34 protein-coding genes are annotated in these 22,350 nt (G+C 69.3%); all 34 read right to left on the bottom strand.

The window, feature by feature from the left end:
* Positions 1-105: 105 nt before the first annotated feature.
* Positions 106-609 (bottom strand): hypothetical protein, encoded by a 504-nt coding sequence (locus ACZ3IJ_RS33495; RefSeq protein ID WP_467474558.1) that lies wholly within the window; start codon positions 607-609, stop codon positions 106-108.
* Positions 610-612: 3 nt separating this feature from the next.
* The gene (locus ACZ3IJ_RS33490; RefSeq protein ID WP_467474556.1) at positions 613-1,047 is read right to left on the bottom strand and encodes a hypothetical protein; all 435 of its coding nucleotides are present in this window, start codon (positions 1,045-1,047) and stop codon (positions 613-615) included.
* Positions 1,048-1,058: 11 nt separating this feature from the next.
* Entirely contained in the window at positions 1,059-3,410 is a 2,352-nt protein-coding gene (locus ACZ3IJ_RS33485; RefSeq protein WP_467474554.1) for a phage head spike fiber domain-containing protein, read from the bottom strand.
* Positions 3,411-3,428: 18 nt separating this feature from the next.
* Complete coding sequence (locus ACZ3IJ_RS33480; protein ID WP_467474552.1) at positions 3,429-5,630, bottom strand: hypothetical protein; 2,202 nt, start codon at positions 5,628-5,630, stop codon at positions 3,429-3,431.
* Between the two features lie 135 nt (positions 5,631-5,765).
* Positions 5,766-6,209: a hypothetical protein gene (locus tag ACZ3IJ_RS33475; protein WP_467474550.1), complete on the bottom strand. Its 444-nt coding sequence runs from the start codon at positions 6,207-6,209 to the stop codon at positions 5,766-5,768.
* 9 nt (positions 6,210-6,218) lie between these two features.
* Positions 6,219-6,740 carry a hypothetical protein gene (locus ACZ3IJ_RS33470; protein WP_467474548.1) on the bottom strand — a complete coding sequence of 174 codons (522 nt, stop codon included), beginning with the start codon at positions 6,738-6,740 and terminating at the stop codon, positions 6,219-6,221.
* Positions 6,741-6,752: 12 nt separating this feature from the next.
* On the bottom strand, positions 6,753-7,739 hold the full coding sequence (locus ACZ3IJ_RS33465; RefSeq protein ID WP_467474546.1) for a phage tail tube protein: 987 nt from the start codon (positions 7,737-7,739) through the stop codon (positions 6,753-6,755).
* A 2-nt stretch (positions 7,740-7,741) separates the two neighbouring features.
* Positions 7,742-7,933, bottom strand: coding sequence for a hypothetical protein (locus tag ACZ3IJ_RS33460; protein WP_467474544.1), 192 nt, complete (start codon positions 7,931-7,933; stop codon positions 7,742-7,744).
* Between the two features lie 25 nt (positions 7,934-7,958).
* Positions 7,959-8,423: a hypothetical protein gene (locus tag ACZ3IJ_RS33455; RefSeq protein ID WP_467474541.1), complete on the bottom strand. Its 465-nt coding sequence runs from the start codon at positions 8,421-8,423 to the stop codon at positions 7,959-7,961.
* Positions 8,423-8,977 carry a hypothetical protein gene (locus ACZ3IJ_RS33450; protein WP_467474539.1) on the bottom strand — a complete coding sequence of 185 codons (555 nt, stop codon included), beginning with the start codon at positions 8,975-8,977 and terminating at the stop codon, positions 8,423-8,425. Before ACZ3IJ_RS33450 ends, ACZ3IJ_RS33455 begins: the two co-directional genes overlap by 1 nt.
* A gap of 15 nt (positions 8,978-8,992) precedes the next feature.
* On the bottom strand, positions 8,993-9,310 hold the full coding sequence (locus ACZ3IJ_RS33445; protein WP_467474537.1) for a hypothetical protein: 318 nt from the start codon (positions 9,308-9,310) through the stop codon (positions 8,993-8,995).
* 54 nt (positions 9,311-9,364) lie between these two features.
* Positions 9,365-10,732, bottom strand: coding sequence for a phage major capsid protein (locus ACZ3IJ_RS33440; protein WP_467474535.1), 1,368 nt, complete (start codon positions 10,730-10,732; stop codon positions 9,365-9,367).
* Positions 10,733-10,880: 148 nt separating this feature from the next.
* A complete protein-coding gene (locus ACZ3IJ_RS33435) occupies positions 10,881-11,555 on the bottom strand; it encodes an HK97 family phage prohead protease (RefSeq protein WP_467474532.1) in 675 nt (224 codons plus the stop codon).
* Between the two features lie 11 nt (positions 11,556-11,566).
* Positions 11,567-12,718, bottom strand: coding sequence for a phage portal protein (locus ACZ3IJ_RS33430; RefSeq protein ID WP_467474530.1), 1,152 nt, complete (start codon positions 12,716-12,718; stop codon positions 11,567-11,569).
* Positions 12,715-12,897, bottom strand: coding sequence for a hypothetical protein (locus ACZ3IJ_RS33425; protein ID WP_467474528.1), 183 nt, complete (start codon positions 12,895-12,897; stop codon positions 12,715-12,717). The genes ACZ3IJ_RS33430 and ACZ3IJ_RS33425 overlap by 4 nt, the downstream gene beginning before the upstream one ends.
* A 9-nt stretch (positions 12,898-12,906) precedes the next feature.
* Complete coding sequence (locus ACZ3IJ_RS33420; protein ID WP_467474526.1) at positions 12,907-14,358, bottom strand: terminase; 1,452 nt, start codon at positions 14,356-14,358, stop codon at positions 12,907-12,909.
* 49 nt (positions 14,359-14,407) lie between these two features.
* Positions 14,408-14,674: a hypothetical protein gene (locus ACZ3IJ_RS33415; protein ID WP_467474524.1), complete on the bottom strand. Its 267-nt coding sequence runs from the start codon at positions 14,672-14,674 to the stop codon at positions 14,408-14,410.
* A gap of 250 nt (positions 14,675-14,924) precedes the next feature.
* Complete coding sequence (locus ACZ3IJ_RS33410) at positions 14,925-15,362, bottom strand: hypothetical protein (RefSeq protein WP_467474522.1); 438 nt, start codon at positions 15,360-15,362, stop codon at positions 14,925-14,927.
* A gap of 6 nt (positions 15,363-15,368) precedes the next feature.
* Positions 15,369-15,644, bottom strand: coding sequence for an HNH endonuclease signature motif containing protein (locus ACZ3IJ_RS33405; protein ID WP_467474520.1), 276 nt, complete (start codon positions 15,642-15,644; stop codon positions 15,369-15,371).
* 14 nt (positions 15,645-15,658) lie between these two features.
* Positions 15,659-16,207 carry a hypothetical protein gene (locus ACZ3IJ_RS33400; RefSeq protein WP_467474518.1) on the bottom strand — a complete coding sequence of 183 codons (549 nt, stop codon included), beginning with the start codon at positions 16,205-16,207 and terminating at the stop codon, positions 15,659-15,661.
* A 203-nt stretch (positions 16,208-16,410) separates the two neighbouring features.
* Positions 16,411-16,632, bottom strand: coding sequence for a hypothetical protein (locus ACZ3IJ_RS33395; RefSeq protein WP_467474516.1), 222 nt, complete (start codon positions 16,630-16,632; stop codon positions 16,411-16,413).
* Between the two features lie 280 nt (positions 16,633-16,912).
* Positions 16,913-17,557, bottom strand: a complete 645-nt coding sequence (locus ACZ3IJ_RS33390) for a hypothetical protein (RefSeq protein WP_467474513.1) — start codon at positions 17,555-17,557, stop codon at positions 16,913-16,915.
* A gap of 2 nt (positions 17,558-17,559) precedes the next feature.
* A complete protein-coding gene (locus tag ACZ3IJ_RS33385; protein WP_467474511.1) occupies positions 17,560-17,862 on the bottom strand; it encodes a hypothetical protein in 303 nt (100 codons plus the stop codon).
* Positions 17,863-17,873: 11 nt separating this feature from the next.
* Positions 17,874-18,038 carry a hypothetical protein gene (locus tag ACZ3IJ_RS33380; protein WP_467474509.1) on the bottom strand — a complete coding sequence of 55 codons (165 nt, stop codon included), beginning with the start codon at positions 18,036-18,038 and terminating at the stop codon, positions 17,874-17,876.
* The gene (locus ACZ3IJ_RS33375; protein ID WP_467474507.1) at positions 18,032-18,418 is read right to left on the bottom strand and encodes a hypothetical protein; all 387 of its coding nucleotides are present in this window, start codon (positions 18,416-18,418) and stop codon (positions 18,032-18,034) included. Before ACZ3IJ_RS33375 ends, ACZ3IJ_RS33380 begins: the two co-directional genes overlap by 7 nt.
* Positions 18,415-18,633 (bottom strand): hypothetical protein, encoded by a 219-nt coding sequence (locus ACZ3IJ_RS33370; RefSeq protein WP_467474505.1) that lies wholly within the window; start codon positions 18,631-18,633, stop codon positions 18,415-18,417. Before ACZ3IJ_RS33370 ends, ACZ3IJ_RS33375 begins: the two co-directional genes overlap by 4 nt.
* Complete coding sequence (locus tag ACZ3IJ_RS33365; RefSeq protein WP_467474503.1) at positions 18,630-19,217, bottom strand: DUF6907 domain-containing protein; 588 nt, start codon at positions 19,215-19,217, stop codon at positions 18,630-18,632. The genes ACZ3IJ_RS33370 and ACZ3IJ_RS33365 overlap by 4 nt, the downstream gene beginning before the upstream one ends.
* Positions 19,214-19,396, bottom strand: coding sequence for a hypothetical protein (locus ACZ3IJ_RS33360; protein ID WP_467474501.1), 183 nt, complete (start codon positions 19,394-19,396; stop codon positions 19,214-19,216). Before ACZ3IJ_RS33360 ends, ACZ3IJ_RS33365 begins: the two co-directional genes overlap by 4 nt.
* Positions 19,397-19,485: 89 nt before the next feature.
* The gene (locus ACZ3IJ_RS33355) at positions 19,486-19,905 is read right to left on the bottom strand and encodes a hypothetical protein (RefSeq protein ID WP_467474499.1); all 420 of its coding nucleotides are present in this window, start codon (positions 19,903-19,905) and stop codon (positions 19,486-19,488) included.
* Between the two features lie 517 nt (positions 19,906-20,422).
* Positions 20,423-21,076, bottom strand: a complete 654-nt coding sequence (locus ACZ3IJ_RS33350; RefSeq protein ID WP_467474497.1) for a hypothetical protein — start codon at positions 21,074-21,076, stop codon at positions 20,423-20,425.
* Positions 21,077-21,079: 3 nt separating this feature from the next.
* Complete coding sequence (locus ACZ3IJ_RS33345; protein ID WP_467474495.1) at positions 21,080-21,304, bottom strand: hypothetical protein; 225 nt, start codon at positions 21,302-21,304, stop codon at positions 21,080-21,082.
* Positions 21,304-21,819: a single-stranded DNA-binding protein gene (locus ACZ3IJ_RS33340; protein ID WP_467474493.1), complete on the bottom strand. Its 516-nt coding sequence runs from the start codon at positions 21,817-21,819 to the stop codon at positions 21,304-21,306. The genes ACZ3IJ_RS33345 and ACZ3IJ_RS33340 overlap by 1 nt, the downstream gene beginning before the upstream one ends.
* Positions 21,809-21,955 (bottom strand): hypothetical protein, encoded by a 147-nt coding sequence (locus tag ACZ3IJ_RS33335; RefSeq protein ID WP_467474491.1) that lies wholly within the window; start codon positions 21,953-21,955, stop codon positions 21,809-21,811. Before ACZ3IJ_RS33335 ends, ACZ3IJ_RS33340 begins: the two co-directional genes overlap by 11 nt.
* A 146-nt stretch (positions 21,956-22,101) precedes the next feature.
* Positions 22,102-22,347, bottom strand: coding sequence for a hypothetical protein (locus tag ACZ3IJ_RS33330; RefSeq protein ID WP_467474489.1), 246 nt, complete (start codon positions 22,345-22,347; stop codon positions 22,102-22,104).
* Positions 22,348-22,350 lie beyond the last annotated feature (3 nt).

The following is a 22,350-nucleotide window of genomic DNA, read 5'->3' as shown; positions in this document are numbered from 1 at the left end:
GCGACAAACGCACCTTCACCCACTCCACGCCGATGCCCCTACCGCTTGACACCGGTTATTGAGATGCCCCGGCCGGCGGCGCGGGGCGTGCGGGGTGGATAAGGGTCAGGCGATCTCGTAGGTGACCTGGCCGCTGATGTAGCGGGTGGACGCTGCGGTCCACGTGACGGGGATCGTGGGCGACCACTCCGTCGCTTCCTTGTGGGAGTAGATCCGTGCCAGGTTCGTGCCGCGGGCGACACCGACGGTTCCCGCGTACCAGTCCGCGCCGTGGCCGCGTGCGGCACCCAGGTAGTTCAGGGATGCGGTAGAGCCGGACGGGTTCTTCGCGGTGTGCGGCATCTGCCACGAGTACGTGCCGGTACCGAAAGTCGTCGTCGTTCCGAAGGTGATCTCCCACAGGGCGGTGCACGACTTTCCGATGTCCTTGTGCCAGCCAACGATGGTCCCATTACCCAGGCTGGGAGCTGTGCCGGTCGACGCCCACACTGGGGTGAAAGCGACCCATGGGGCGATCACATCGTTCCACTGGTCGCGCACCTCGGCGTTCAACTGCGCGGCGGTCACGACTTCGCCGACGACCCAGGTACGAGGGGTTGCGAGAGCCATCCGTTACTCCTCCGGGGTCTCAGGTGTCGGTTCAGTCGGCGGGGCGTAGAGCTTCAGTGGGTCGTCGGGGTGCCACCACTGCCGCTGCAAGACAGGCAGCAGCCCCATGTCCCGCTCGATCGCCTCAGGTTCGTCCGGAAAGACGAGCTGCCACCAGCCGGTGCCGCACTCGACGCACCACATGCGCGGGTCGCTGGGAGTGACAACCTGCGCGGACATGCACGAGCAGTCCGCCACCCAGCGGCCTTCGTTGATCCGTGGGTAGATCCGCTCGCCCAGCAGCATGCCGCGGCCGACCAGGACGTGACGCTGCTGCCTGTGCTCGTACCAGCGGATGACGAGCTCGGCCGGCGGGACGAGGGCCCACTCGTCGATGGGCAGGTGCGGCGGCGGTAGGTACATGTCCTCCGCCCGCTTGACGGGGCCGGGTTCTCGCATTCGGGGTCCTCTCAGTAGGCGAGGCGCGTGGACGTGTCGAGCACGCTGTGGGTCGGGTCGTCGAGGACCCAGACGGCGTCGATGTCCGAGCGGGACACCCGGTAGTTCAGGAGGTGGCGGCCCTCGGTGATCTGCTCGACGTAGCCCTCGACGGTGACCGTGGCGGTCGCGGCGGGGGCTTGGTCGGGAAGGTCCGTAACCTCGATGACGCTGGAGATGTCCGCGTCCAGCAGGGCTCGGAACGTGGCGACGGGCAGCGTTGCGGCGTCGACGGGGAGCTGCCGCATCTCCGGCATGGGGTCGGCGTAGCGAACGATCTCCCACGTAGCCGCGTCCACGACCGCCTCGTCCGTCACCTTGAGTACGTCGAGCTGCTGCTCGTAGGTGCCGTAGGCGGCGATCGACTCGGCCGACTGGATCCGCTGCTCAGCGCCGCCCGGCCTGGACGCCCTGATGAGGTTGACGAGCTTCTGGTCGTCGTCGGAAAACTCCACCCCGCCGGTCTCCAGGTCGGCGTAGTCCACGGTCGCGGTGATCGCAGGGTTGTAGCGGACACTCCGGCTCTGGAACACAAGCTGCGCGCTCGCCCGGTCGGCGAAGAGCTTCCCGCCCTCGGTGCGCTCGACGTCCCGCATGTGGGAGAGCGGGGTGGATCCGAGCTCGCCCTGGGAGGCGACCGCGCTGTACAGCCCGGCGGGGATGACGCCAGTGATCTTGGCGTAGGAGGCGAGGCGGACCATCCGCTCCCAGGAGTCCTCGCCCGCATGCCCGGTCATGCCGGCGGTGTAGTGCTCGACGATGTCGGCCACCGCGGGGAGTCCGCTGTTGGCGACGTAGGCGGCGACGTGGCTGATCGCGCCCGACCACAGGTCAGTGCCCGTGCTGGTGGCCCCGACGGTGAGGATGATCATGTCCTGCCAGGTGCCGGTGGGTACGGCGTACTGCACGCCGTCCACCCAGACGTCGTGACCGGCCTCGTCCCACACGACGTGGTGCACGTTGCCGTCGGCCAGGTTCGGTGTTGCGACGGTGGTGGCGGTGGGCCCGATCGGGAAGAACTCGGTGATCTTCAACTTCCCGGTGCCGGTCTCCAAGTAGAAGTAGATCCCCGAGTCGAACGCGGTCGGGGCGCCGGACGAGAGGGTCAGGATGACGCGGCCCGCGGTCGAGGTGGAGAACCAGAACTCGACGATCAGGTCGCCGGGAATCGGAGTACCGGTCGAGCCGCTGGACGTGAGCAGCGGGGAGATGAAGCAGCGCAGGAACTTGCCCTGCGTCGCTGAGGCCGGGGTGAACATCGGGGTGGAGAGCCCGTCGGACGGCGGGCCGATGCCCTGTCCGAACGTGAGCGACCCGCCGCTGCCGGCCTGCACGATGGCGAGCGACGGCCGGGAGTAGCCGGACTGGTCACCTGCGGTCGTGCTCGACTCGGGTTCGCTGAGCGGGTAGTAGAGCTTGGCCTCGTCGCTCTGTACCTCCTCGACGAGCATCGGTCCGAGGGCCGGGCGCCGGCCGGGCCACTTCAGCATGTCCGAGGCGGTGATCTCCGCCGTGGAGTAGAGCCCTTCCCAGCCCATGGGCCAGGACGTGACCATGCCGAAGAACCGCGGGTGATGGGTGGCGGGTGTCGACGACCAGGCCGTCGGGGTGGATCCTTCCTCAACCTGCGCCTCGTCCAGCCACACCAGATCACCCAGAGTCGGCGAGGTCGTGTTCGTGGTGATCCGCAGGGTGTGGGAGGCGGCGGTCGTCGTCCACGTGACGCTGATCCGCTGCCACTGGTTGGTCAGTGACGAGGCGGTCCCCACCGTGGTGCCGTCGATGTCGAGGCGCACGGCCGGGTCGCCGGTCGGTACCCACACGTAGACGGATGCGACGTACTGCCGGCCGATCGTGAGGCCGTACAGCGGGCACTGCATCACTCCGCCGGTGCCGCTGTTCGTCCAGCCGATCTTGAATCCGTAGGTGCCGGACCGCACGTGATCGGTGTCGATCGTTGCGAGGTCCGGCTCCAGGTCAGGCGCCGCGTCCCACCCGTTGTCCGACACCTCGAACCCCGGCTGGGTCAAGAAGTTGATCCCGCCCAGCACGGTCGTGATCACGCGCACCGGACAGTTCCGCTTCACGTTCGGGTAGTACGGCGACGACGCCCGGCCCGGAGTGAACCGGCCGTCCTCGTTGTTCAGCTCCAGCGTCAGCGTGCCGGTCTGCGTCTCGGACTTCTCGTCCTCGGCGCCACGCGTGATCCGTGGTCCTTCCGTGCCTGACAGCGCCACCCGCCTCGTGATGTCCGTCCAGGTGATGTCGTCCGCAGTCACCGCGTAACCGAATCCCGCCTGGACCGTCAGGCGTGTTGCCGTCATCGTGCCCCCCTGTCCTCATCAGTTGCCGCTGGTCCGCTGCAGTTTCAGCAGCACGCGCTCCACGGACTTCGCCGTACCGACGGGGTCGATGGCGCCCTGCACGGTGATGTAGTTGTTGGTCACGGACATACGGCCGGAGGGGCTGGCCGCGAGGCCAGGCGCCGCCCGTGTGGGGGCTGCCGCCGTTGACGTGGCCAACGCCGTGGTGTCCAGCCGGCCCGAGTTGAGAGCGTCCATCAGGCCCATGCCGTACTTGGCGACGGACGACGCGCGGATGACGTACTCGCCGTCAGAGAGCCACATGGGGATGCTGTCCGACGTTGACGTACCCGGACCGGAGACGGGGCCGCCTGTCGCCGACTCACGGCCGCCGGACCCCTTCGGGTGCCCGACCGTGCCGTGCTTCGTGATGAACACCGTCTTCACGTAGGTGGTGGACGTCTTGCCGTCGAGACGCTCCAGCTCCCGCTTGGCCGCCGCGATCTTGTTCTGAAGGTCCTTGATGTCGGCCCGCAGCTTGGCGGTCTTCCCCGGTGGCAGGTTCTTGTCGGAGAGCTTGGCTTTCGCCGTGGCGATCTGCTGCGTCCAGTTGTCGATGTTCAGTTTCAGCTTGTTCTGCTGCAGCCGCGGAACCGTCGACTGAGCGAACGCCTTCGTCTTGGCCTCCGCGTCCTGCAGGCCCCGCACATAGGTGTCCTTGAACTTGTTGAACTCCCGCTCAGCGCCGCGCAGCTTCTCGCCCACACCCGGGATCCAGCCGAACAGCTTGGCAGCTCCCGAAACGATGACGCCCAGGGCGACGAGGACACCCGTCGACATGACGCGGAACATGCCGACGATCTTCGGCAGGTACTCCAGCGCCGCGCTGACCATGTCGATGACGACGTTCGCGAAGATCCGGGCGCCCTCCTGGATCGCGCCCTTGTTCCGCTCGATCGCCTCTGAGAGGCGCTGGAACGGGCCGCGCATCTTGTCGACCTCGACCCCGGCCGGGATGAGCGCGGTGAAGATGGCCTTGCCCATCTCCTTGATGGTGGGGCCGATGATGACCATCAGCTGGTGCATCGACTTCAGACCGAACCCGACGTCCTTCAGGATCGGCCGGAGAATCGTCAGAGCCTTCGTCAGGCCGTCGAAAATCCCCGCACCCATGGCGCCCTGGAAGCGGAACAGCTCGCCGAACAGCGACCCGAAGGCGTTGGCGACCGCGCCGGAGAACCGGCCGAGCGCTGGCAGGATCTCGTTGATCCCGTCGAACAGGCCGTCGAGGAAAGCGGCGCTGCCCTTGATGCCCGTCTTCAGGCCGTCGAACATGCCGGGCAGTCCCTTGCCCAGCAGACCGCTGATGCCCTCGGAGAACGCTTTCAGGGTCGGTCCGGAGGCGGCTCCGAAGTCGAGCAGGGAGCGGACGAACGGGCCCATCGACCTGGTCAGGTCCTGCACGAAGACGTTGCCGAGTTTCAGCGTGGCGGTGAAGTCTTCCTGAAAGCCGGAGTCCTTCATCATCCGGCCGAAGCCGCGGGCCGCGTCCCCGAAGCCCTTGCCCATCTCGGTCATTGCCCGGCCCAGGATGGTGACGGCAGGCTTGGCGTCCTTCAGTGCCTGGGTGAAGCCGGGCAGCATTGCCTTCTGGACCTGCGGGGCGAGGGCCGCGAACTGGCCCTTCACGCCGACGAGAGCCTTCGTGAACGCCCGAGCCTCCGGCGACAGCTTCTTCAGCGCTTCGGCGTACTTCTTCTTGTCCCCGCCCGCCAGGGCGGCCGCCTCGCCGACGCCCTTGAAGCCGAGCGCAAGCGTGCCCGCCGCCAGCCCTACACCCGCCATCATCGGCACCAGGGCGCCGAGGGCGGGCAGCAGGGACAGGGCGATGATGGCGGCGATCGCCCCCAGGGCGCCGGACATGCCCGCTCCGCCGGCGCCGGAGCCGCCCAGCTTGGAGGTGGCGCCCGCGGCGGAGGACGCCACGTTCTGCAGGATCGGGGACAGGCCGCCGGTTTCGCCGCCCATGAGCCGGGCCGCGTCGGCGGCGGAGACGAAGCGGCCGTTAAGGTCGCGCAGCCGTCCGCCCGCGTCCCGGGTGAACCGGGCCACGCTCTCGTCGCTGCTCGTCATCGAGTCGTCGATGCGGCGGGAGAGCCGTTCGGCGGAGTCGCCGGCGTTGTTCAGGACGCGGGTGAGGTTGTCCCGGCCGTCGAGGGTGAAGCTCATGCGCTCAGCCATCGGATGCCGCCTCCCTCCTGGCTTGGGCCTGGTGCTCGTCGATCCAGGCGGTCAGGACCTCGAACCGTTCGACGGTCAGGTTGTCGACGTCCTCGGCGGTGTAGTGCAGGAGGTGACCGAACAGGCCGAGGTAGGTCAGGACTCGCTCTTCGAGGTCCTGCTCTTCCCCGCGGCCTCTTTTGGGCCCGAGCTGCGGAAGTCGGCGATGTACTTCTCGGCCTCCTCCGGGTCGGCGGCGTTACGCAGCAGATCCCGGTAGGCCTCGTCGATGTCGTCGTCGCTGCCGTCGGCCTTGGCAATCTCCGTGCAGTAGTCGGCGACTTCCCGGGCGTCGAACCGTGACCTCAGTTCATCGACCTGGGGGTCGAAGTCGCCGAACCGGAGGCTGGGCGTCTCGCGCTTGAGCAGCGCCCAGACAACGGCCCGCATGGGCTCGGGCTCGTCGTTGAGGACACCCCGCTTGACCTGCGCCCAGGCCAGGTCGGTGGTGCGGCACACGATCTGCGCCTCGGACGTCTTGAGCTTGCGCATGTCGAACCGCTGCTCGGCGCCGTCGGCCGGCGTGTACAGGATGATCAAGGTGGCTCCTCAGGTGATCTGGCGGCGGACGTCGTCGAGGACGCGGGTGACCTCGGCCCGCATGCGGGGGGTGTGGCGGCGGACGGTCTGGTCCCACCACAGGGGTGTGGTGCGGTTGTTCGCCCAGCGGCGGCGGTTGCCGTAGACGGGGTGGCGGATGCGGCCGTCGCTGCGGTTCATCGCGGCGGGCATCCCTTGCAGGTCGGAGGGGAGCGCGCTCTTGTCGATCCAGACCCGGGCGCCGGGGTTGCCGCTGGTGCGGACGGACAGGCGGACCGCGTCGGCGATCGTGGCCCGCAGCGGGCGGGTTGTCGGCGACGGGCCGCCGCCCCGGCTGCCAGAGCGGCGGGGCTCTGCCGTGATGGGCAGGTTCCGGATCGTCTGCTGCATGTCGTTCTTCAGGGGCTCGGCGGCGCGGCGGATCCGGCGGGCCAGGTTCTGCCGCAGCCTCGGCCCGCCGGCGGCGCGCAGGGCACGGGACAGCTCCAGGAGCTGCCCCGTGCCGGTGATCTGTACAGACCCGAGCGGCACGGGGCCACCTCCTTACAGGGTGGTGTCCGTGCTGATGTATTCGATCTTCGGCTGGTTGGTGCCGTCGTACAGGCCGGTGAAGGACAGCGTCGGCTTGAGGACGCCGAAGCCATCGATCGTCGGGGGCGCCTCGTCGAACTTCACCGCGGGCAGGATGATCCGGAACGTCTCGTAATAGGTCGTGGCGATCAGGCTGCCGACGAACTCCAGGACGAGCGAGGTCGCCGCGTCGGAGGTGTGCAGGTCGTCGAGGACTGTGTCGACGTAGTCCATCTCCAACGATCCGCTGATCTTGACCTGGTCGTTGGAGATGGGTTCGGCCTTCAGGCCCTGCGCTCCGGCGTAGAAGCGGTCGGTGTCCATCGGCCGCTCGAACTTGACCGACGCCTTGCGGATCCCGCTGCGCGAGGTCTCCGACGCGTAGGTGCCGGTCTTGACCGCCATCTGCACGAAGTGGAACGGCGCCATCGCCGGGTAGCTGGCGGCGGCCAGGACGGACGTCTCCTCGACGTTCTTCGCGTCGACCTCGAAGGTGGCGGTGAGCATCTCGCCCGCGGCGCAGGAGAACTCCGCGCCTGTGACCTTGCAGCCCAGGAAGTTCTTCCGGGTGACCGTGCCCGTGGTGAGCGGCATGCCCGCCTGGATCGTGAGGGACTTGCCCGCGCTGTCCGCGAGCGTGTGGGTCTGCAGGTAGGCGGCCGTGGCGGCCTGCTGTACCGGGGTGACGCTCGTCCCCATGAGGGCCTGGAGCAGCAGCCCCATCCCTTTGGTGGTGACCTCCAGGTCCACGCTGCCGGAGGCCTGGCGCTGGGTGACGACGCGGCGGTCCGAGAGCGGCAGCAGCCTGCCGGCCGCGATGCCCGCGCTCTGGGCTGTCGTCTTCTTCAGCTGCAGGCCCGCCTTCGTGATCTCCACGAACTTGGTCGGCGCCACGTAGGTGCCGTAGGTGACCTCGGGCGCGAGACCGAGCTGCGCGCCGAGACCGGAACCGATCGCCATGATCAGGCCTCCTTCTTGCTGCTGGTCTTCTTCGCGGCGCCCGGTTCCTCGACCGGTTCCCACGTGGCGGTCTGGCAGACGTAGCCGTCGTACCGGTCGTCAGGGACCGCGACGACCTCGTCCGGGTGGACGGTCCGGCTGCCCAGCTCCGGCACGGTGACCAGCTCCGGGCCGATGTAGCGCACTCGCGCCATCGCTTGCTCCTCGGGTAGGGGTGGGTCAGATGCGGGCCATGCAGGAGACGGTGAACACCAGGCCGGCGCGGGCGCCTTCGCTCTGCTCCTGGCTCAGGTCGCCGGCGGTCAGGTGCGCCCACAGAACGGTGCCGCTCAAGGTCGGCGCCTCGGGCGCCAGGTCGGTGGCACGCAGCGCGGTTTCGACCACGGCGACGAGCTCGAACACGCGGGTGCGCTGGACCTGCATGTCGATGTCGCCGGACCAGACTTCGGCGTAGCAGTTGATGAGGAACTGCTCGTCGCGGGTGCGGGCGCCTGCAGCGTTGAAGTCCTGGATCAGGGCGACGGCCGGGCCGCCGTCCGGGGACCAGCCGACGTAGAGACGCTCGGGCCCGGTGAGGTTCTGCACCGGGGGACCGTCCAGGATGACGACGTCGGCCAGGGCCGGTGCCGCGCGCAGGATGGCGAGCAGCGCGTCGACCGCGGCCGGGACACGGGAGGTCGGCATCATGCCACCCCCGGCGGTGCCTTGAAGGCTTCGAGCAGCTGCAGCACCCGGTTCGGTACGGCGTACCCGAAGCCGGGGATCGGCTCGTTGACGTCGAAGTCTTCGCCGCCGCCGGGGTTGCCGCGGGCGGCGCCGAACTTCGTGCGCCACAGGTGCTGGAGCAGGATGCGTGCGGCGAGGTTGATCGTCGGGTGGACGCTGCCCCGTCCTGCCACGTAGACGGCGACCCAGGGGCCGCCGGCGAACGGGGCGCCGTCCAGGCGGCGCAGCGTTCCGGAGTCTCCGTCGAGGGCCACCTCGTCGGCCGCGATCGCCCGGCCGCCGGTGTGTACCGGGGTGAGGGAGGTCAGGGAGACGGCGGGTACCTGGGTTAGGGCGAGCAGCGGGCCGTGGGCGTTCACGGTCTCGGTGACCGTGCGGTTCTCCACGGGCCCGGTGTGCCGCTCGATGACGGGGGTGAGGGAGTTGATGTACGCGGTCAGCTCGTCGTCGTAGGCCGTGGTGCCGACCAGCTGCAGTTGTGCCTTGGCCTCGTCGAGGGTGACCAGCGCCATGGCGGCCTCCCTCGGTCAGTCGGTCTCGGCGGTGGCGCCCCAGCGCTCCAGCTCGGCGTCGACGGCGGCCACACGGTCCTCGCGGCCGTAGGTGACGTAGCCCGCGCGTTCGCGCCGCAGCGCGTCCACGTAGGCGGCCTCCACGGTCGTGCGCGGGGTGACCGCCGTTTCGTCTGCACGGACGCTGGCCGCGGTCTCCGCCTCCGGTGCTTCCGGCTTCTCCGGAGCCGAGGGCTCCTCGGGCGCGGTCTGCTGCTCCGGCGCTTCCGGCTCCTTGGGGGTGGGGGTCTGCTCGGGCGGCGTCGAGGACGCTGCGGTCTTCCGTGCTGCCATGGGTGCCTCCTCAGGCAGGGCCGGGCAGCGCAGCACGCTGCCCGGCCCGGGCGATCAGAACGTCGGGGTGATCAGGCCGGTACCGGCGACCACAGAGATGGACTTCGGGAGCCGCTCGGAGTGCAGGGCGGCGTAGTTGTAGAACCGCAGCAGCACGGACAGCTGGTCAGCCTTCGTCTCCCGGAACGACTCCGCGCGGGGGGAGCCCTCGAAGAGGATCACGTCCGAGGCGCGCAGGATGATGATCCGGTCCTCGTTGGTGCCCGCACCGAGGTTGATCGGGATGTTCGGGTCGACGTAGACGGGCAGGCCCTGCAGGGTGCCGACGAATCCTTCGGAGACGACGTCGCCCATCTGCGCGAGAACGTTCTGCGGCATGTTCGCCACCGGGGTGACCAGCGGCCGCCCGGCAGTGTCGACCGCGGCGGTGAACCACGCCCAGCGGCGCGGGTGCATCAGGATCGTGTCCGGAGGCATGAACCGGCCGGTGTGGATCTGCTGGATGCCGTCGGCCACCTTCGGGTACAGCTCGGCCGTGGTCGGCGTCGCGTCCGTGTAGGTGATGGCGTTCAGGCCGGACACGTTGAGCAGGCCGCGCTTGGAGGCGGCGTTGTTGTTCAGGACGAAGGTGTCGAGCTTGACCGCGTAGTCGGCGGCCAGGTCGGCGAGGAGGATCGCGTCGAGGTTGATCGGCGACTGGTCCAGGGCCTGCTGGGAGATGACCTGCTGGCCGGCGATCGTCGCCACCGTCGCGGTGACGCTGGTGGACGTGGCGTCGGTGTTCTGCACCGAAGTGTTCTGCGAAGTCTGTTCGGCGGTGGCCGTGCCGGTGGCGATCTTCGGCAGGTTGATGGAGTCCGTTCCGGCCGGGAGCGGCTGGTGGGCGACCCGGTCGGCGGCGACACGGCCGGCGCGGGCGAGCGCCACGTAGTCGTTGACCATCCACAGGGGCGGGACGAACTCACCGACCGAGCCGTCCGTGGTGGTCAGTGCGCGCTGCTCCTGGACCTCGCGGTCGTTGCGGGCCAGGCGCTCCAGGGACTCCCTGTTGCCGTTCACCTGGGCGCGGAACAGGTCGCGGAAGTACGAGGCCTGTCCGCCCTTGCGATAAGTCTCCGGCTCGGAGACCACCGTGACGCGCTCGCGGCGTTCGCCGGCCTGGCGGTGCTCGGCGAGGACCTGGGCGGCGCGCTGCTCCCGCTGCTCGTCCTCCTCCAGGTCCGCGATCCGGGTGCGGTACTCCTCGATCTCGGTGTCCTTCGCCTTGAGCGCTTCGCGCTTGTCATCGAAGGCCTTGGCCTCGGCGTCGGTCAGGCTGCGGTTCTCGGCGGCCGGGGCGGTGAGGACGGCATCGAGCTCGGTCTTCAGCGCGGCCCGGGCTTCGAGCGCGCTCTGCATCTGCTTGCGCAGGTAGGCGAGCATGGCTCGCTCCCTTCAGGGGTGGGGTGGTGGTGGGTCGCGCCCGCGGCTCCGTCCGGGTGGTGGCCCAGGTGGTGGCGCGCGAAAGCGCGCTCCGGCGTGGGCTCCGGCGCGTCGGGTGGTGCAGGCGGTGGGTGAAGCGGTGGTGCGGCTACAGGTCCAGTGCGGCGGCCTGTGCCTGGTAGAGGGACAGCGGGTGCGAGGGCGCCGCCGGAGCGGGCTCCAGGCGCCGCTGCAGGCGCTCGTACAGCGCCCGTGCGTCGGCCTCGTCGAGGCGGTCGAAGTCGGCCGCGCGCATCGAGGTGACGGTCGTTGCGGGGTTGGCGCCGAAGTTCACGACGCTGACGTCGCCGCGGTGCAGGTCGACCTCGAGGATGTCGCGCTGGTCGTAGTCCGGCGACCACTGCTGGCGGGTCACCCGGAACGCGAACGACATCTCGTCCACGCTGCCCTCGTCGAGGGCGGCCAGCATGTCGCCGACGTCGCCGCGCTTGGCGTTGACGTCGGCAGCCATGTGCAGGCCGGTGGAGTCCTCCGACAGCCGCAGCGTGCCGGCCTTCGTGTAGGCCATCGCGAGGCCGCCGTGGTTCAGCAGCAACTGCACCTGAGGGTTCTCGGCCAGGGTCTTGCCGAAGGCCCCGGTACGGACGACCTCGGAGTACGGGCCGAGCCAGTCCCACATCTCGAACGGCGACTCCGTCACCGAGGCGTACCCCTCGATCGTCGAGACACCCGAGGTGCCGGCCTTCGCTCGGACCTCCAGCTGCACCGGGTACGCGCGTCGCACGATCCCGGCCGGCTTGGCCCGGTCGCTCTTGGCGCTCATCGCGCCCCCTTTCACTTGTCGGTCTCGTCGGGGTCGGAGCCGTCCAGGTCGAGCGGCTCGTTGCCCCACGGCACGGGCTGCAGCTCTTCGAGGTCGCGGACCTCGTTGGTGACCTTGAACTTGTTCCGCAGCGCGATGGAGTGGGCGCGGTAGCGGGTCAGCAGGTCGGTACGGGAGAGCGCGGCGCGGTTGATCTTCACGTACTGCCCGTTGGGCAGCAGGCTCGTCCACATGTCCTCGGTGCGCACGAGCCATGGGTCGAGCGTGTAGGTGAGCAGGTCCAGCGAGCGCTGCTCGACGTTGGCGTAGGTCATCGACCCGCCGGTGTCGTAGCCGAGGATCTCCGGCATGCCTGGCCCGTAGATGCGGGCGCACTCCGCCGAGGTGTACTTCTGCGTCTCCAGGAACTGTGACTCCTCGGGAGCCACTTGGATCTGCTGGTACTTCCAGCCCTGCCCGAGCACGATCGGCTCCCGGGTGCCGCGCAGGGCGGCCATGAACCGGTCCTTCGCCGTCTTGGCCTGCTTGGCGTCCAGAGCGTTGTCGTTGGTGAGCAGCCCCGAGGGGTGGGCTCCGTCCTCGAACCACTGCACCCCGAACCGCAGTGCGGCGATGCCGAGCCCGATCGTCTGCGCGTGGAACGCCACCGGGGACAGGCCCTGCAGGCGGCCGGGTACTGAGTAGGCCCGCTGGTGCCACATGTCGTCGGCGTCGACGCTCTCGCCGCTCACGCGCCACTGCGGCAGCCCGGTCTTCTGGTCGCGCCAGCCCTGCACCTCGTCGGGGTGGTAGAGCACGATCTGCGTGGGGTTGGCCATCCGGTCCCGGTCGGCGACCTTGCCGTTCGTATTGCCGCGCAGGAGCAGGGACAGCATGTACTGGTACGTCCAGTCCACCCGCCCGTACCCGTCCCCGGCGGGGTCGGTGAGGAGCTTGGGCAGGGGTACTTTCCTGCGGGCCTCGCCCTCGCCCTCGTAGACGTCCACGGGCAGGGTCGCGGTCAGCGAGGCGATCAGGTTCACAGCCGACCAGACCGCGATCTTCTGCAGCGACGACTCGGTACGGGACAGGTTGATGCTGGCGAACGTCGAGGCGGTCGAGGACGGGCGGGGGATCTCCGGCTCGGCAAAGGGGGCCCGGCGTTCGCGGAAGAACAGGCTCACCGTGTCCCCTTCCAGTCCGCCAGGAGACAGAACCCACCGGCGAGCGCCAGGCCGGCGGGCTCGTACACCATCCACCCTGCGGCCGATACCAGAGCTGCTCCGGCCACACCGGGCAGCCGGGCGACCACCCAACCCGCCGCCGTCGCGAGATGGCCCACGGCCTTACTGAGCTTCACCACGGGCTCTCCTCACCAGATGTTGTCGAGCGGATCGGCCGTGTCCTCGACCTCGACCGTCAGGCCCCACTTCGCGAACGTGGCCGCCACCAGTGGAGCGATGTCAGTCCCCTCGCCGCGCCGGGCCCACGCCCAGGCCTCGCCGAGCGGGCGTTTCTGCGCGCCCGCGAGGGCCACAGCAAGGGGTGGCTGGTCGAGGTGGGAGAGCGACTGGTCGACGACCGCGTCGTAGAACTGGCCTGTGGCCTGGGCGACTTCCCTGACCTTGGGCTGCACGACCTCGACCTTGGCGTCCGGATTTCCGGTGAGCCCCCGTTCTACCTCGGACAGGGCGTCTTCCAGGTCGGCGATGAGCGAGCCGGCTGGGCCGCCTCCGTCGACAACCCAGCACCGCGGCCGCCACTTCCTGTGCAGTTCCTTCGCGCGCTCCACGACCCAGCCCATGCCGGGCCGGTGCTCAGGTACCTCTACGTGCGTTCCGCCCCGCCAGGGGCCCGCCACGGCGATCGCCGCGTGCGTCCGCTCGGGGGTCGCATCGATGGAGAACGCGTAGGGACCATCTGTTGTGGCCTTGGGGTCCGCCAGGGACCGCCACGCGTCCTCGCCGATGACCTGCCACGTGTCGGCCTCGTCGCTCGGGTAGTCACCAACACCGAGGTGCTCCCGCTCGAAGATGCCGCTGCTCCCCATGGATGACCGCGCGTTGCGGATGAACTCGTGGCTGATCAGGTACCCCAGAGAGGGGTTCGCCTTCGCCCAGGACGCGGGGTCGTCGGGCCCGTCGTGCTCGGTGCAGTCGGGCCGGCACTCGTCCGCGTGGGGGTCCACGGACCACTCGAAATACGCAAGGGACGGATCCGCGACCCCCCGTTCCCGCGCGGCCAATGCTCGCCGCCGCAGACGGGCCAGCTGAACCGACGGTGCGCCGATGCCGGCGCTGCCGAGGTACCAGAGCTGAGGGTTCTCGATCGCTGACATGGTCGGCATCAGGGCGCCCATGGCGTCGTCGCCCAGAGACATGGCCTCGTCGAGGATGTTGCAGTCCCCGGTCCAGCCTCGGCCCGAGCCGCCAGAGCGGGCGATGAACTGCAAGCTCTGGCCGGTGACCAGCGTGATCGACGTCTCCGTCGTGTTGTTCAGGATCCGCTTCACGCGTTTCCGCAGGTCAGGCGTCCCAAGGATCAGAGACTGGATCCGCTGGAACGCCACCCTGCTGGTCTTGAACTCGTGCGCGGAGTGAATGATCAAGTGTTCCTTCAACAGGAACAGGCCCGCCAACTCCCTGGCCTCGATCACCCCGCCCTTGCCGTTCTGCCGGGGGACGTTGACGCAGCACTCGAAGGCCGCCCACTTGCCGTCCTGCCGCTCCCGCATGCCCACGTCCAGGACGTGCTGCTGCCACGGGAAGAGGTCCAGGCCCGCCATGGCGGCCAGCTCGACGGCCTCCTGGGCTGCCGAGGACACGAACGCAGGCGGTGCGGTGAACAGGCGGGGTGTCTGAGCGCCCCTCGGCTCAGGCTCGGCGGGCACGAACAAGGCCGTCCTCCCGTCGCTTTGCCAGCTCGTCCACCGGATCCATCTCCTGGCGGACAGGCGCGAGTTTGCGCAGGTCACCCATGACGGCGCGCAGCTCCCGCGCGGCATTCGCTTTGGCAGTCGGACTGCCTGGTGTGTCGATCGACTCGGCCAGGCTGATGGCGAGTTGAGCGAGCCCCGGCGCCCGGTCGCGCACTCGGAGCTGTTCGAGCTCGGCGGTGATCGCTTCGACGACGGCGCTCATGATCACCCCCGCCGGTCACACAGTGTTACGTTACGGAAAGTCACTATTTACCCGGTTTGACAAACCGGGTGATTAGCGAGTGATCAACCCCGTGTAAAAAACCGGGCGGGAAGAGCTTTTGGGGTCGCCCGCTCGCCTACTAAAGAACAGGCCGGCCCCCTGCCCTGCCGCTCCGAATCGGCCTCGCCAGTCACCGAGAGGCACCCTCGGGCCTCGTCGCTCATCGCGATCTGTCACCGGTGGCGAGCGGTCACCACTGGCGTGACGCCTGTGGCATGACGCTGCGTGGCATCGTCCGGCGCTGGTTGTACCAACGGGTGGCCACGCGGGTCATCTCCGGCGAGCGCATCGCTTCGATGCGGGCCATGACGATGTCACGGCCGGGGTCGACCGCGATGACCTTGGCGTCCAACCGCTTGTACTTCGCCATGGCCTTGGCGTTCGGCAACGTGTGGATCAAGTAGACATCAACCTCGTCGAGGTGACGACAGGCTTCCTCGATGGCCGCGTACCTGGCTTGCAGCGCCACCTTGATGGGCACCTTGGCCTGGTTCCAGCTGGGCGCACCGGGCCCGGTGAGGGCCTGGGTGATGAGGTCCAGGTCGATGACGATGTCGTTCGCGGTGGCGTGTGCCTGGATCCAGGAGGACTTGCCCCCGGCCGGCGGCCCGGTGATGACGTAGAGCACGGTGTGTCACCACCTCCGTGAGGTGCCCAGCGATGCCGTGGTGCTCGTCCTGTTGCCGCGTGCGCTGTTACAGCGTCGGTGCATGCTGCGGGCGTTGGCGGGGTCGAGGAGGTCACCGCCCTTGGACAGCGGGACGATGTGGTCGAGGGTGAATGACCAGCGGCTGCGCGGGTCGAGGCTGGGGTTGATGTAGCCGCCGCAGCGTGCGCAGGGGAGTCCACGGGCCTTCTGTGCGGCTACGAGGCGGCGGTACGGGCGCCCTTGGCGAGGGTCTCCGGCCACGGGCACCACCTCCACTACTTGGCGGGCACGGTCCATTCCACAGGGTCCACACCGTCGGGGGCGTAGACGATGGTCTCGGGGCGGCTGTTGCCCGGCACGGGGTACACGACCTTGCCGCGGACGCACTTGCCTGCGGTCAGCTTTGTCTCGATGGGGAATTCAGGCTTGGGGAAGTCGTCCCATGTGCTGCTGGACGGCTCGATGCGGGCGCCGTCGGCGTAGGCGAGGGTCCAGGGGAACGTCGTAGCCGAGAAGGTTCCCTTCGTACTGCAGACCTTGAGCTCGAGCGCGGCCCAGACGTAGCTGGGTTCACCCGTCTCTTCGGCGGCTGACCCTACGGACTTGATGCCCTGCTTGTAGCTCAGAGCAGCGCTCGTGCCGCTGATATCGCCTTCGTCCCACTTCAACGTAGATCCAATGGCCATCGCCTCGGGGGTGGGCGGCGTGGTGGGCTCGGGTGTGGATGTGGTGGTGGCGGGTGGCAGGACGGTGGTAGTTGCGGCCTCGGGTGATTCGCTGGCGGTGCCGCAGGCGGTGGCAGTGAGGAGCAGGCCGGCGCTCACGGCGACGGCGGTTGTGCGGGTTCGCATGGTCCCCCCAGGACGTTGCGTGATGAGAGGTGCTCATCATGCGGCGTGGGAGACAGGGGCGAGGTGGAAACAGCGAAGGCCCCGACCGGATGAGTGGTTGGGGCCTCTGTGAGTCTTGGCCAGCCGCTTTCAGGCATGGCTGTACTCGCAAATCGTGGCCTATGCGTTGCCGCTGGTCAAGCGGCGTTGACCTTGCGGCGGCTCCCGCTGTACGGCTTGGCCGTTGCGCGGGCGGCCTGGACGTCCTCGACGCGGTACACCGGACGCTTCGGGCTACCTCCGCAGCGGGTGAGAATTCCGCGCCGTACCCAGTCACGGATGGTGGCGGGAGCGACTCCGGCGGACAGGGCCGCGAGGGATGTGGTGAGGGTGCCGGCGGGTGGCTGTACGTACTCCATGATCCCCATCATGCCCCTGCCCTCGTCCGGGGCGCTGTTCCCGTCGAGGGCAGGGTCCGAGTTGCGCGGGCAGCCAGTCCGCAACCAATCGGGTGATGGGTCCACCGTATGGGCCCGCACTGACATTCGGGCTACGGCTTCTTCGGCGGCGGCGGCGGCGGGGTGGTCTGCTGCTTCTGAGCGGCGGCCTTGCTGGCCTCGTTCCGGTCGCGGAGTTCGCCGATGCTCATGCTGGTCTGGAACTTGCCCATGGTGGTCTCCTGGGGGTCTACGGCCCGATCTACGCGTGGTCTACAGCCACTTCTGTGGGCTGCTGACCTGCGTCTACAGGCTCGGGAGTGGGGTCTACGGGTGCGGGGGAGAGGAGGGCCTTGATGTCGACGGCCTTGATGCCGCTACGGCCGGTCGTCTCTCCGACGCGGAGGCTCTTGTGGATGGGGACCTGACAGTGGACGAGGAGAGCGCGGAGGCGTCCGTCGTCAAGGTGCGCGGCTGCGGGTCGGGCCTGCAGCTGGTCGTACAGCTCGCGTAGGTGGATGCCGGGCCGGTCGCCGATGAGCTCCTGGACGCCGAGGAGGAAGCGCCGTTGGAGTTCCTCGACGGTGGGCGGTACCGGGCGGCCCGCTCGCCATGCCGCGATGGCGTAGGCGCCGACGGCGAGCGCCAGGAGCCGCGGCTGCTCGTTCGCGGTGCGCCAGGCCATGAGGGCGCCGACGGCGAGGCCGGTAGCCCGGGCGGCGATGGTCTTGCCGCGGGCGGGGTGCTGCTCGGCGCGGATCCAGCCGCGGAGTCGGCCGTAGAGCTTGAGGTGGCCGACGCTGATGCGGCGGGGGTGGATGCGCTGGGCTGCCCATCGGGGCCGCCCGTGTCCGAAGGTGGGCACGGGCGGCAGTTCGAGGGTGTCGGCCTCGGTGTCCGTGGGCACGGTCAGACGTTGCCGGCGAACTGGGCGACCATCTGGGCGAGGCTGCCGAAGAACATGCCGATCATGGTTCCGAGCTGGGTGCCGGAGAGGGACAGGCCGAGGCCGAGGCAGACGAAGCCGGGGGCGAGGTGGAGCTTCTTGGTCTTGTCGCCGTGCTTGAACATCCACCAGGCGACTCCGCCGAGGGCGATGATCAGCAGGACGCTGATGGGGACGGAGCCGCCCTGGCCGGTGACAGCGGTGGGCTGTGCGGCCATGGTGCGGGCGGTCGCGGTGTCGATGGCGGCGAGCAGGTTGGTCTTCACGGTGGCGTCCTTCAGTACGAGAGCGCGACGATCGCGGCGATGAGGAGGAGCGCGCCGAGGGTGGCGCGGGCGAGGATCCGTCGGGCCGGTGAGCCGGCGGGCATGAGCCGGGCGGCGGCCAGCGCGATGGGGATGGCGAGCAGGCCGTAGTAGCCGAGGCCGTAGTAGGTCAGCACGCGCCGTCCTCGGCGGCCGTGGCGCTCTGGGCGAAGGGGTAGTAGCTGGCGAACTGGTCGGCCTGCGCCGAGAGCTGCGCCGCCGTGGCGCGCAGGGTCTCGTACCAGCGCTGTGCTGTCTCGGTATCGGTCATGACCTGCGCTGGGCGGAGCTCGGCGACCTCCTGAGCTGCGGCGCATGCCTGGCGCACGGCCGTGTCGGTCTGAGCCGCGCGCTGCGCCAGGCGCTCGGTGAGCGGGGTCTCGAACCACTCGAGGTCGCGGCGGACGGTGTCCTTGCCGATGCCGAGCTGTTCGCCGATGGCGCGGTTGCTCAGACCCTGCGCCGCGAGGCGGCGCACCTTTCCACGTCGCTGCGCCACGGCAGCGGGGGTGGTCATCGTCGCTCCTCGGCGTCGAGGGCGGCGACGAGGTCGCGCAGGTGGCCGTGCAGGCTCACGGCGGCGGTGAGCATCGCGTCGTGGTCGTGGATGTTCGCGGTCTGCTGCGCGGCGAGGGCCTGCCGGGCCAGGTCGAGCGCGAGATCGAGCGGGGGGACCCAGCCGGTGCTGTCGGTGTCCGGGTCGTGCAGAGGGTCGTGGACCGTGGTGGTCATGAGGTCCGCCCTTCGTTGCCGTGGACGGCGGCAAGCTCGCCGGCGAGGGTCCGCAGGTGCATGGCGTGGACGGTGAGTGCGGCGGCCAGCATCCGCAGCCGGGTGGGGTCGAGGGTGCGGGCGTACCCGGTCTGTTCGACGTAGAGACCGACTGCGCTCGAGCCGGTCTCGGAGAACGGGTGCTGCCTGAGCGCCGCGAGCAGCATGACCTCGTCCTCGAAGGCGAAGAGGTGCTCGGGTCCGGTGTGGGTGATGTCGGCTCGGTAGTCCTCGGCGGCTGGGTGTCCGGTGCACCAGGAAGGCTCGGGCAGTGCGACCGGACCGTGGTCGACGGTCTGCACAGTCACCATCCCGTCGGCCACCGGTGCGCGGCGCGCCACGAACAGCTGCTCCTCGGGGTAGTCGCGCCAGATACGGCCGAAGACGTCCCGGTGATCCAGATGAGAGCTCTTGTTCCACACGCATGGGTAGCCGGGCTTGCCGGGCTGCTCCTGCGAGCAGACGGCCGGGTCGCCCTCGAGGGCGCCCTGGTGCCAGTCGCGTAGCTCGGGCGGCACACCCTCGAGCGGGTCGGGGGCGGTCACAGCGTCACCCCCTGCGCGATGAGGCGCAGCTGCGCGGCGTACTCCCCGCGCGTCTCTTCGTCGCGGACCAGGGGGGCTGCGGCGAGGAAGTCCTGCTCGGCGGCGTAGGCGGCCTCGGTGATGCCGTGCAGCTGCTCGGCGAGGACGAGGGCCTGGCCGAGGCGGATTCCCTCGGACATCGCGGCATTCGGCCGGAGCGCATCGAGCTTGTCGGCGAGCCGAAGCAGTAACAGGCGAGTGTCACTACTGAGGGCGGGCGCGGGCTGTGTCATCGCCGACCGCCCTTCTGGGCGGTGGTGCGGACACGGCGGAGCGCCTCGTCCATGTCGGGGTCGCTGTCGTCGGCTGCGGCGGTCAGGGCTGCGTCGACCAGCTTCATGACGAACCGGCTGATGCTGAGCCGCTCGGCCCTCGCCAGGTCGGCTAGCGCCTGGGCGCGCTCACCCTTGAGGACGAGGTGGACGTCTCGGCGTTCGGCCAGGGGGTTGCCGCTGACGTTGTGCAAGGGCGCTTCGGCGTGGATCGCGGCTGCTTCGGCCTCGAGGGCGGCTCGCCGATCGGGGTAGACCGTGAGCGCCCTGCGGGCGACGAGCGGCCACCAAGAGCTCAGTACGCGGTGCGAGTCCCACCGCTGTGAGGTGTTGCAGGTGACACCGATGTAGAGCAGGCGGTCCGCCTGGTCATACATCCGGTAGAGGGTCGTGGGGCCGTCGAAACGCTCCGTGGCGTGTGATGGCCGGCGGGGGGCGGTCGCTGCAGCGGCAGCGCCCCGGGTAGTGTCCTGCTGATCCATGACGAGTCCTGTCTCGTTCGTGGGTAAGTGTCCAGGCCGGCGTTCGAGCGCCTCCTGGGTGCCGGGTAGTAGCCCTCCGGCCGGCGGTGCAGTCGCCTTCGCCGGGGGGCCTACTTGTTCCCTGGATCTTCGGTTGTCGAGTCGGGTGGCGGTGCAGTCGCCGGTCCGTACTCGTTGATCGCTCTTCGTACTGCGCGGACGTCGATCCCGATCTCCCGGGCGACAGCCGACTTGCTGCCGAGTTCCAAGACGCCGTCTGCGAACGCTGCCGCTCGTCTTCGGGCGCTTGCTGCGATCTCCGCTTGCAACTCGCGCTGCCGCCGGTTCTCGGACTCAACGCGCTCGCGCCAATGGGGTGTTGGCACGTTGCCCAGCCTACTAGGACAGCGTGTCCTATGCAACGCTTTGGCTCTCAACTCGCCAACCCAATCGGCGGGTTGTTCTCGTCGTGATCGATCCACTCCCGCAGCCCAGCCCACTCGTGCGGCTCGAACGCGCACCCGCACCAGCGGCAGGTGACCGCTGGCTCCCCGGGGAAGTGCCGCAGGATTGCACCGCAGATCGCGCCCGACGGGTCGACGGCCGGGCACTTACCGAGCCTCGTCCCACGCTCCTCGGCCAGCCGTGGGTGCACCACGCTGGCCGCTGCCTGGTGGGCGTCGCGGATCTCGCGGGCGAGGTCACCCGCGCCGGGCCAGTACCGGGCGATCCAGTCGACCGAGTGGTGGAGCGCGGCCGCGGCCGCCGCCACGCGGTCGGGAATGGCGTGGCGGAGGACCGGAGTCGGCCAGCGGCGGGCGTCGTGCAGGGCCTCGCGCCAGGACTCCAGCGTGGTGACCATGCCGCCGGGGCCGCGGAGGTCGAGGACATGCACGTCGACGGGGAGCGGCGCATCCACAGCCTGTGTACGCCCGCCGTCGGCTCCTCGGGTGGCGGGCGGGAGAAACGCGGCGAGCGCGCGGTACAACTGCGGGAGGCGGTGGAGCTGCTCGGCCAGGGTCTGGGTGCACGCCGGGCAGAGGTAGCCGTGCTCGAGCTGGGTCTCGCACATGCCGCAGGTGTCCATCGGTCACTCCTCACTCGGGCCGTTCAGGGCCGCCCGGATGTCGCCGGCTCGAACCATCCAGTGGTCGTCTGGGCAGTCGGACAGCTCCTCGCGCACGCGGTCGATGGCATCGATCCGCAGCCCCAGTTCCTTGCACACGCCGAGGTACATCTCGGTGAGGCCGTTGAGCTCGCGCCGGAGCTGTGTGACCTCGGCTTGCAGTGCCTGCACCTCGAGTTGCGGGCGCATCAAAACGGGGGTTCCGATCCGTGCCCGGCATCCTGCGCCACGGGCTGCCGGCCACCCCACCCGCCGTTCGCGGGCGCCTGCTGCTGCGCGGGCCGTGCCCCGCCCCAGTTGTCGGCTGGCGGCTGGCCGCCCTGCTGGGTGGAGCCGGCCGACGGCTTCTTCGTGACGGTGGCGCTGGCGCGGAGGAGGGACGGACCGACCTCGTCGACGTCGAGCTCGTACACAGTGCGCTTGACGCCCTCGCGGTCCTCGTAGCTGCGCTGCTTCAGGCGGCCCTGGACGATGACGCGCATGCCGCGGGCGAGAGTCTCGGCTGTGTTCTCGGCTGCCTGGCGCCATACCGAGCAGGTGAGGAACAGGCCTTCGCCGTCCTCCCACTGGTTGGTGGTCTTGTTGAAGACACGCGGGGTGGAGGCGACGCGGAACTTGGCGACGGCGACGCCGGCAGGGGTGAAGCGGAGCTCGACCTCGTCGACGAGGTTGCCGACGATCGTGATCGTGGTTTCACCGGCCATTGGGGTGCTCCTTCTGGGTGGGTACGGAGTGGAGTTGGGGGCGGGCCTCGTCCTGCTCCCAGCCGTTGAGCTCGAGGACGGTGGCAAACAGGTCGGCAGCGGCGCTGCGGGTGACGAGCGCATGTCGCCGGCCCACTGGTCGGCGAGGGCGTCCGCTCTGTTCAGAGCGCGGTAGGCCTTGTCGAGCCGCTCACGTTCGGCAGGTGTCACAGCTCCTCCTTTGTGGTGTGCTGAGTGGGTGGCCGGGCCCGATATCCGCGGGCCCGGCCGCTGTTGTGCGGATCAGTCCTGGTCCTCGTACATCGCGCCGCTGAGGATGTCCTGGGCCATGGACGCGATGACGTCCCGACGGGTGCGGGATCCTTCTACGGTGGGAGCCGGGTAGCCGGAGGGAAGGTCGCGTTCGACGGCGTCGACGATGTCCTTGACCTTGAAGGTGATACCGGTGTGCGCAGAGAGGCCGGCGACCTGTTCCACTGCTGTGTGGGTGCGGGCGATCAGATCCGCGACGAGTGCCTGGTAGCTCATTGC

The sequence above is a fragment of the Streptomyces sp. NPDC013317 genome, from assembly GCF_055563155.1.
This window is presented reverse-complemented; position numbering and strand designations above follow the sequence as displayed.

What these genes read in the sequence shown, in the direction of transcription:
- ACZ3IJ_RS33495 (WP_467474558.1), bottom strand. Translation starts at nt 609, where the DNA reads ATGGCTCTCGCAACCCCTCGTACCTGGGTCGTCGGCGAAGTCGTGACC.
- ACZ3IJ_RS33490 (WP_467474556.1), bottom strand. Translation starts at nt 1,047, where the DNA reads ATGCGAGAACCCGGCCCCGTCAAGCGGGCGGAGGACATGTACCTACCG.
- ACZ3IJ_RS33485 (WP_467474554.1), bottom strand. Translation starts at nt 3,410, where the DNA reads ATGACGGCAACACGCCTGACGGTCCAGGCGGGATTCGGTTACGCGGTG.
- ACZ3IJ_RS33480 (WP_467474552.1), bottom strand. Translation starts at nt 5,630, where the DNA reads ATGGCTGAGCGCATGAGCTTCACCCTCGACGGCCGGGACAACCTCACC.
- ACZ3IJ_RS33465 (WP_467474546.1), bottom strand. Translation starts at nt 7,739, where the DNA reads ATGGCGATCGGTTCCGGTCTCGGCGCGCAGCTCGGTCTCGCGCCCGAG.
- ACZ3IJ_RS33460 (WP_467474544.1), bottom strand. Translation starts at nt 7,933, where the DNA reads ATGGCGCGAGTGCGCTACATCGGCCCGGAGCTGGTCACCGTGCCGGAG.
- ACZ3IJ_RS33455 (WP_467474541.1), bottom strand. Translation starts at nt 8,423, where the DNA reads ATGCCGACCTCCCGTGTCCCGGCCGCGGTCGACGCGCTGCTCGCCATC.
- ACZ3IJ_RS33450 (WP_467474539.1), bottom strand. Translation starts at nt 8,977, where the DNA reads ATGGCGCTGGTCACCCTCGACGAGGCCAAGGCACAACTGCAGCTGGTC.
- ACZ3IJ_RS33445 (WP_467474537.1), bottom strand. Translation starts at nt 9,310, where the DNA reads ATGGCAGCACGGAAGACCGCAGCGTCCTCGACGCCGCCCGAGCAGACC.
- ACZ3IJ_RS33440 (WP_467474535.1), bottom strand. Translation starts at nt 10,732, where the DNA reads ATGCTCGCCTACCTGCGCAAGCAGATGCAGAGCGCGCTCGAAGCCCGG.
- ACZ3IJ_RS33435 (WP_467474532.1), bottom strand. Translation starts at nt 11,555, where the DNA reads ATGAGCGCCAAGAGCGACCGGGCCAAGCCGGCCGGGATCGTGCGACGC.
- ACZ3IJ_RS33415 (WP_467474524.1), bottom strand. Translation starts at nt 14,674, where the DNA reads ATGAGCGCCGTCGTCGAAGCGATCACCGCCGAGCTCGAACAGCTCCGA.
- ACZ3IJ_RS33395 (WP_467474516.1), bottom strand. Translation starts at nt 16,632, where the DNA reads ATGGAGTACGTACAGCCACCCGCCGGCACCCTCACCACATCCCTCGCG.
- ACZ3IJ_RS33375 (WP_467474507.1), bottom strand. Translation starts at nt 18,418, where the DNA reads ATGACCACCCCCGCTGCCGTGGCGCAGCGACGTGGAAAGGTGCGCCGC.
- ACZ3IJ_RS33370 (WP_467474505.1), bottom strand. Translation starts at nt 18,633, where the DNA reads ATGACCACCACGGTCCACGACCCTCTGCACGACCCGGACACCGACAGC.
- ACZ3IJ_RS33360 (WP_467474501.1), bottom strand. Translation starts at nt 19,396, where the DNA reads ATGTCCGAGGGAATCCGCCTCGGCCAGGCCCTCGTCCTCGCCGAGCAG.
- ACZ3IJ_RS33355 (WP_467474499.1), bottom strand. Translation starts at nt 19,905, where the DNA reads ATGTATGACCAGGCGGACCGCCTGCTCTACATCGGTGTCACCTGCAAC.
- ACZ3IJ_RS33350 (WP_467474497.1), bottom strand. Translation starts at nt 21,076, where the DNA reads ATGGACACCTGCGGCATGTGCGAGACCCAGCTCGAGCACGGCTACCTC.
- ACZ3IJ_RS33345 (WP_467474495.1), bottom strand. Translation starts at nt 21,304, where the DNA reads ATGCGCCCGCAACTCGAGGTGCAGGCACTGCAAGCCGAGGTCACACAG.
- ACZ3IJ_RS33340 (WP_467474493.1), bottom strand. Translation starts at nt 21,819, where the DNA reads ATGGCCGGTGAAACCACGATCACGATCGTCGGCAACCTCGTCGACGAG.
- ACZ3IJ_RS33330 (WP_467474489.1), bottom strand. Translation starts at nt 22,347, where the DNA reads ATGAGCTACCAGGCACTCGTCGCGGATCTGATCGCCCGCACCCACACA.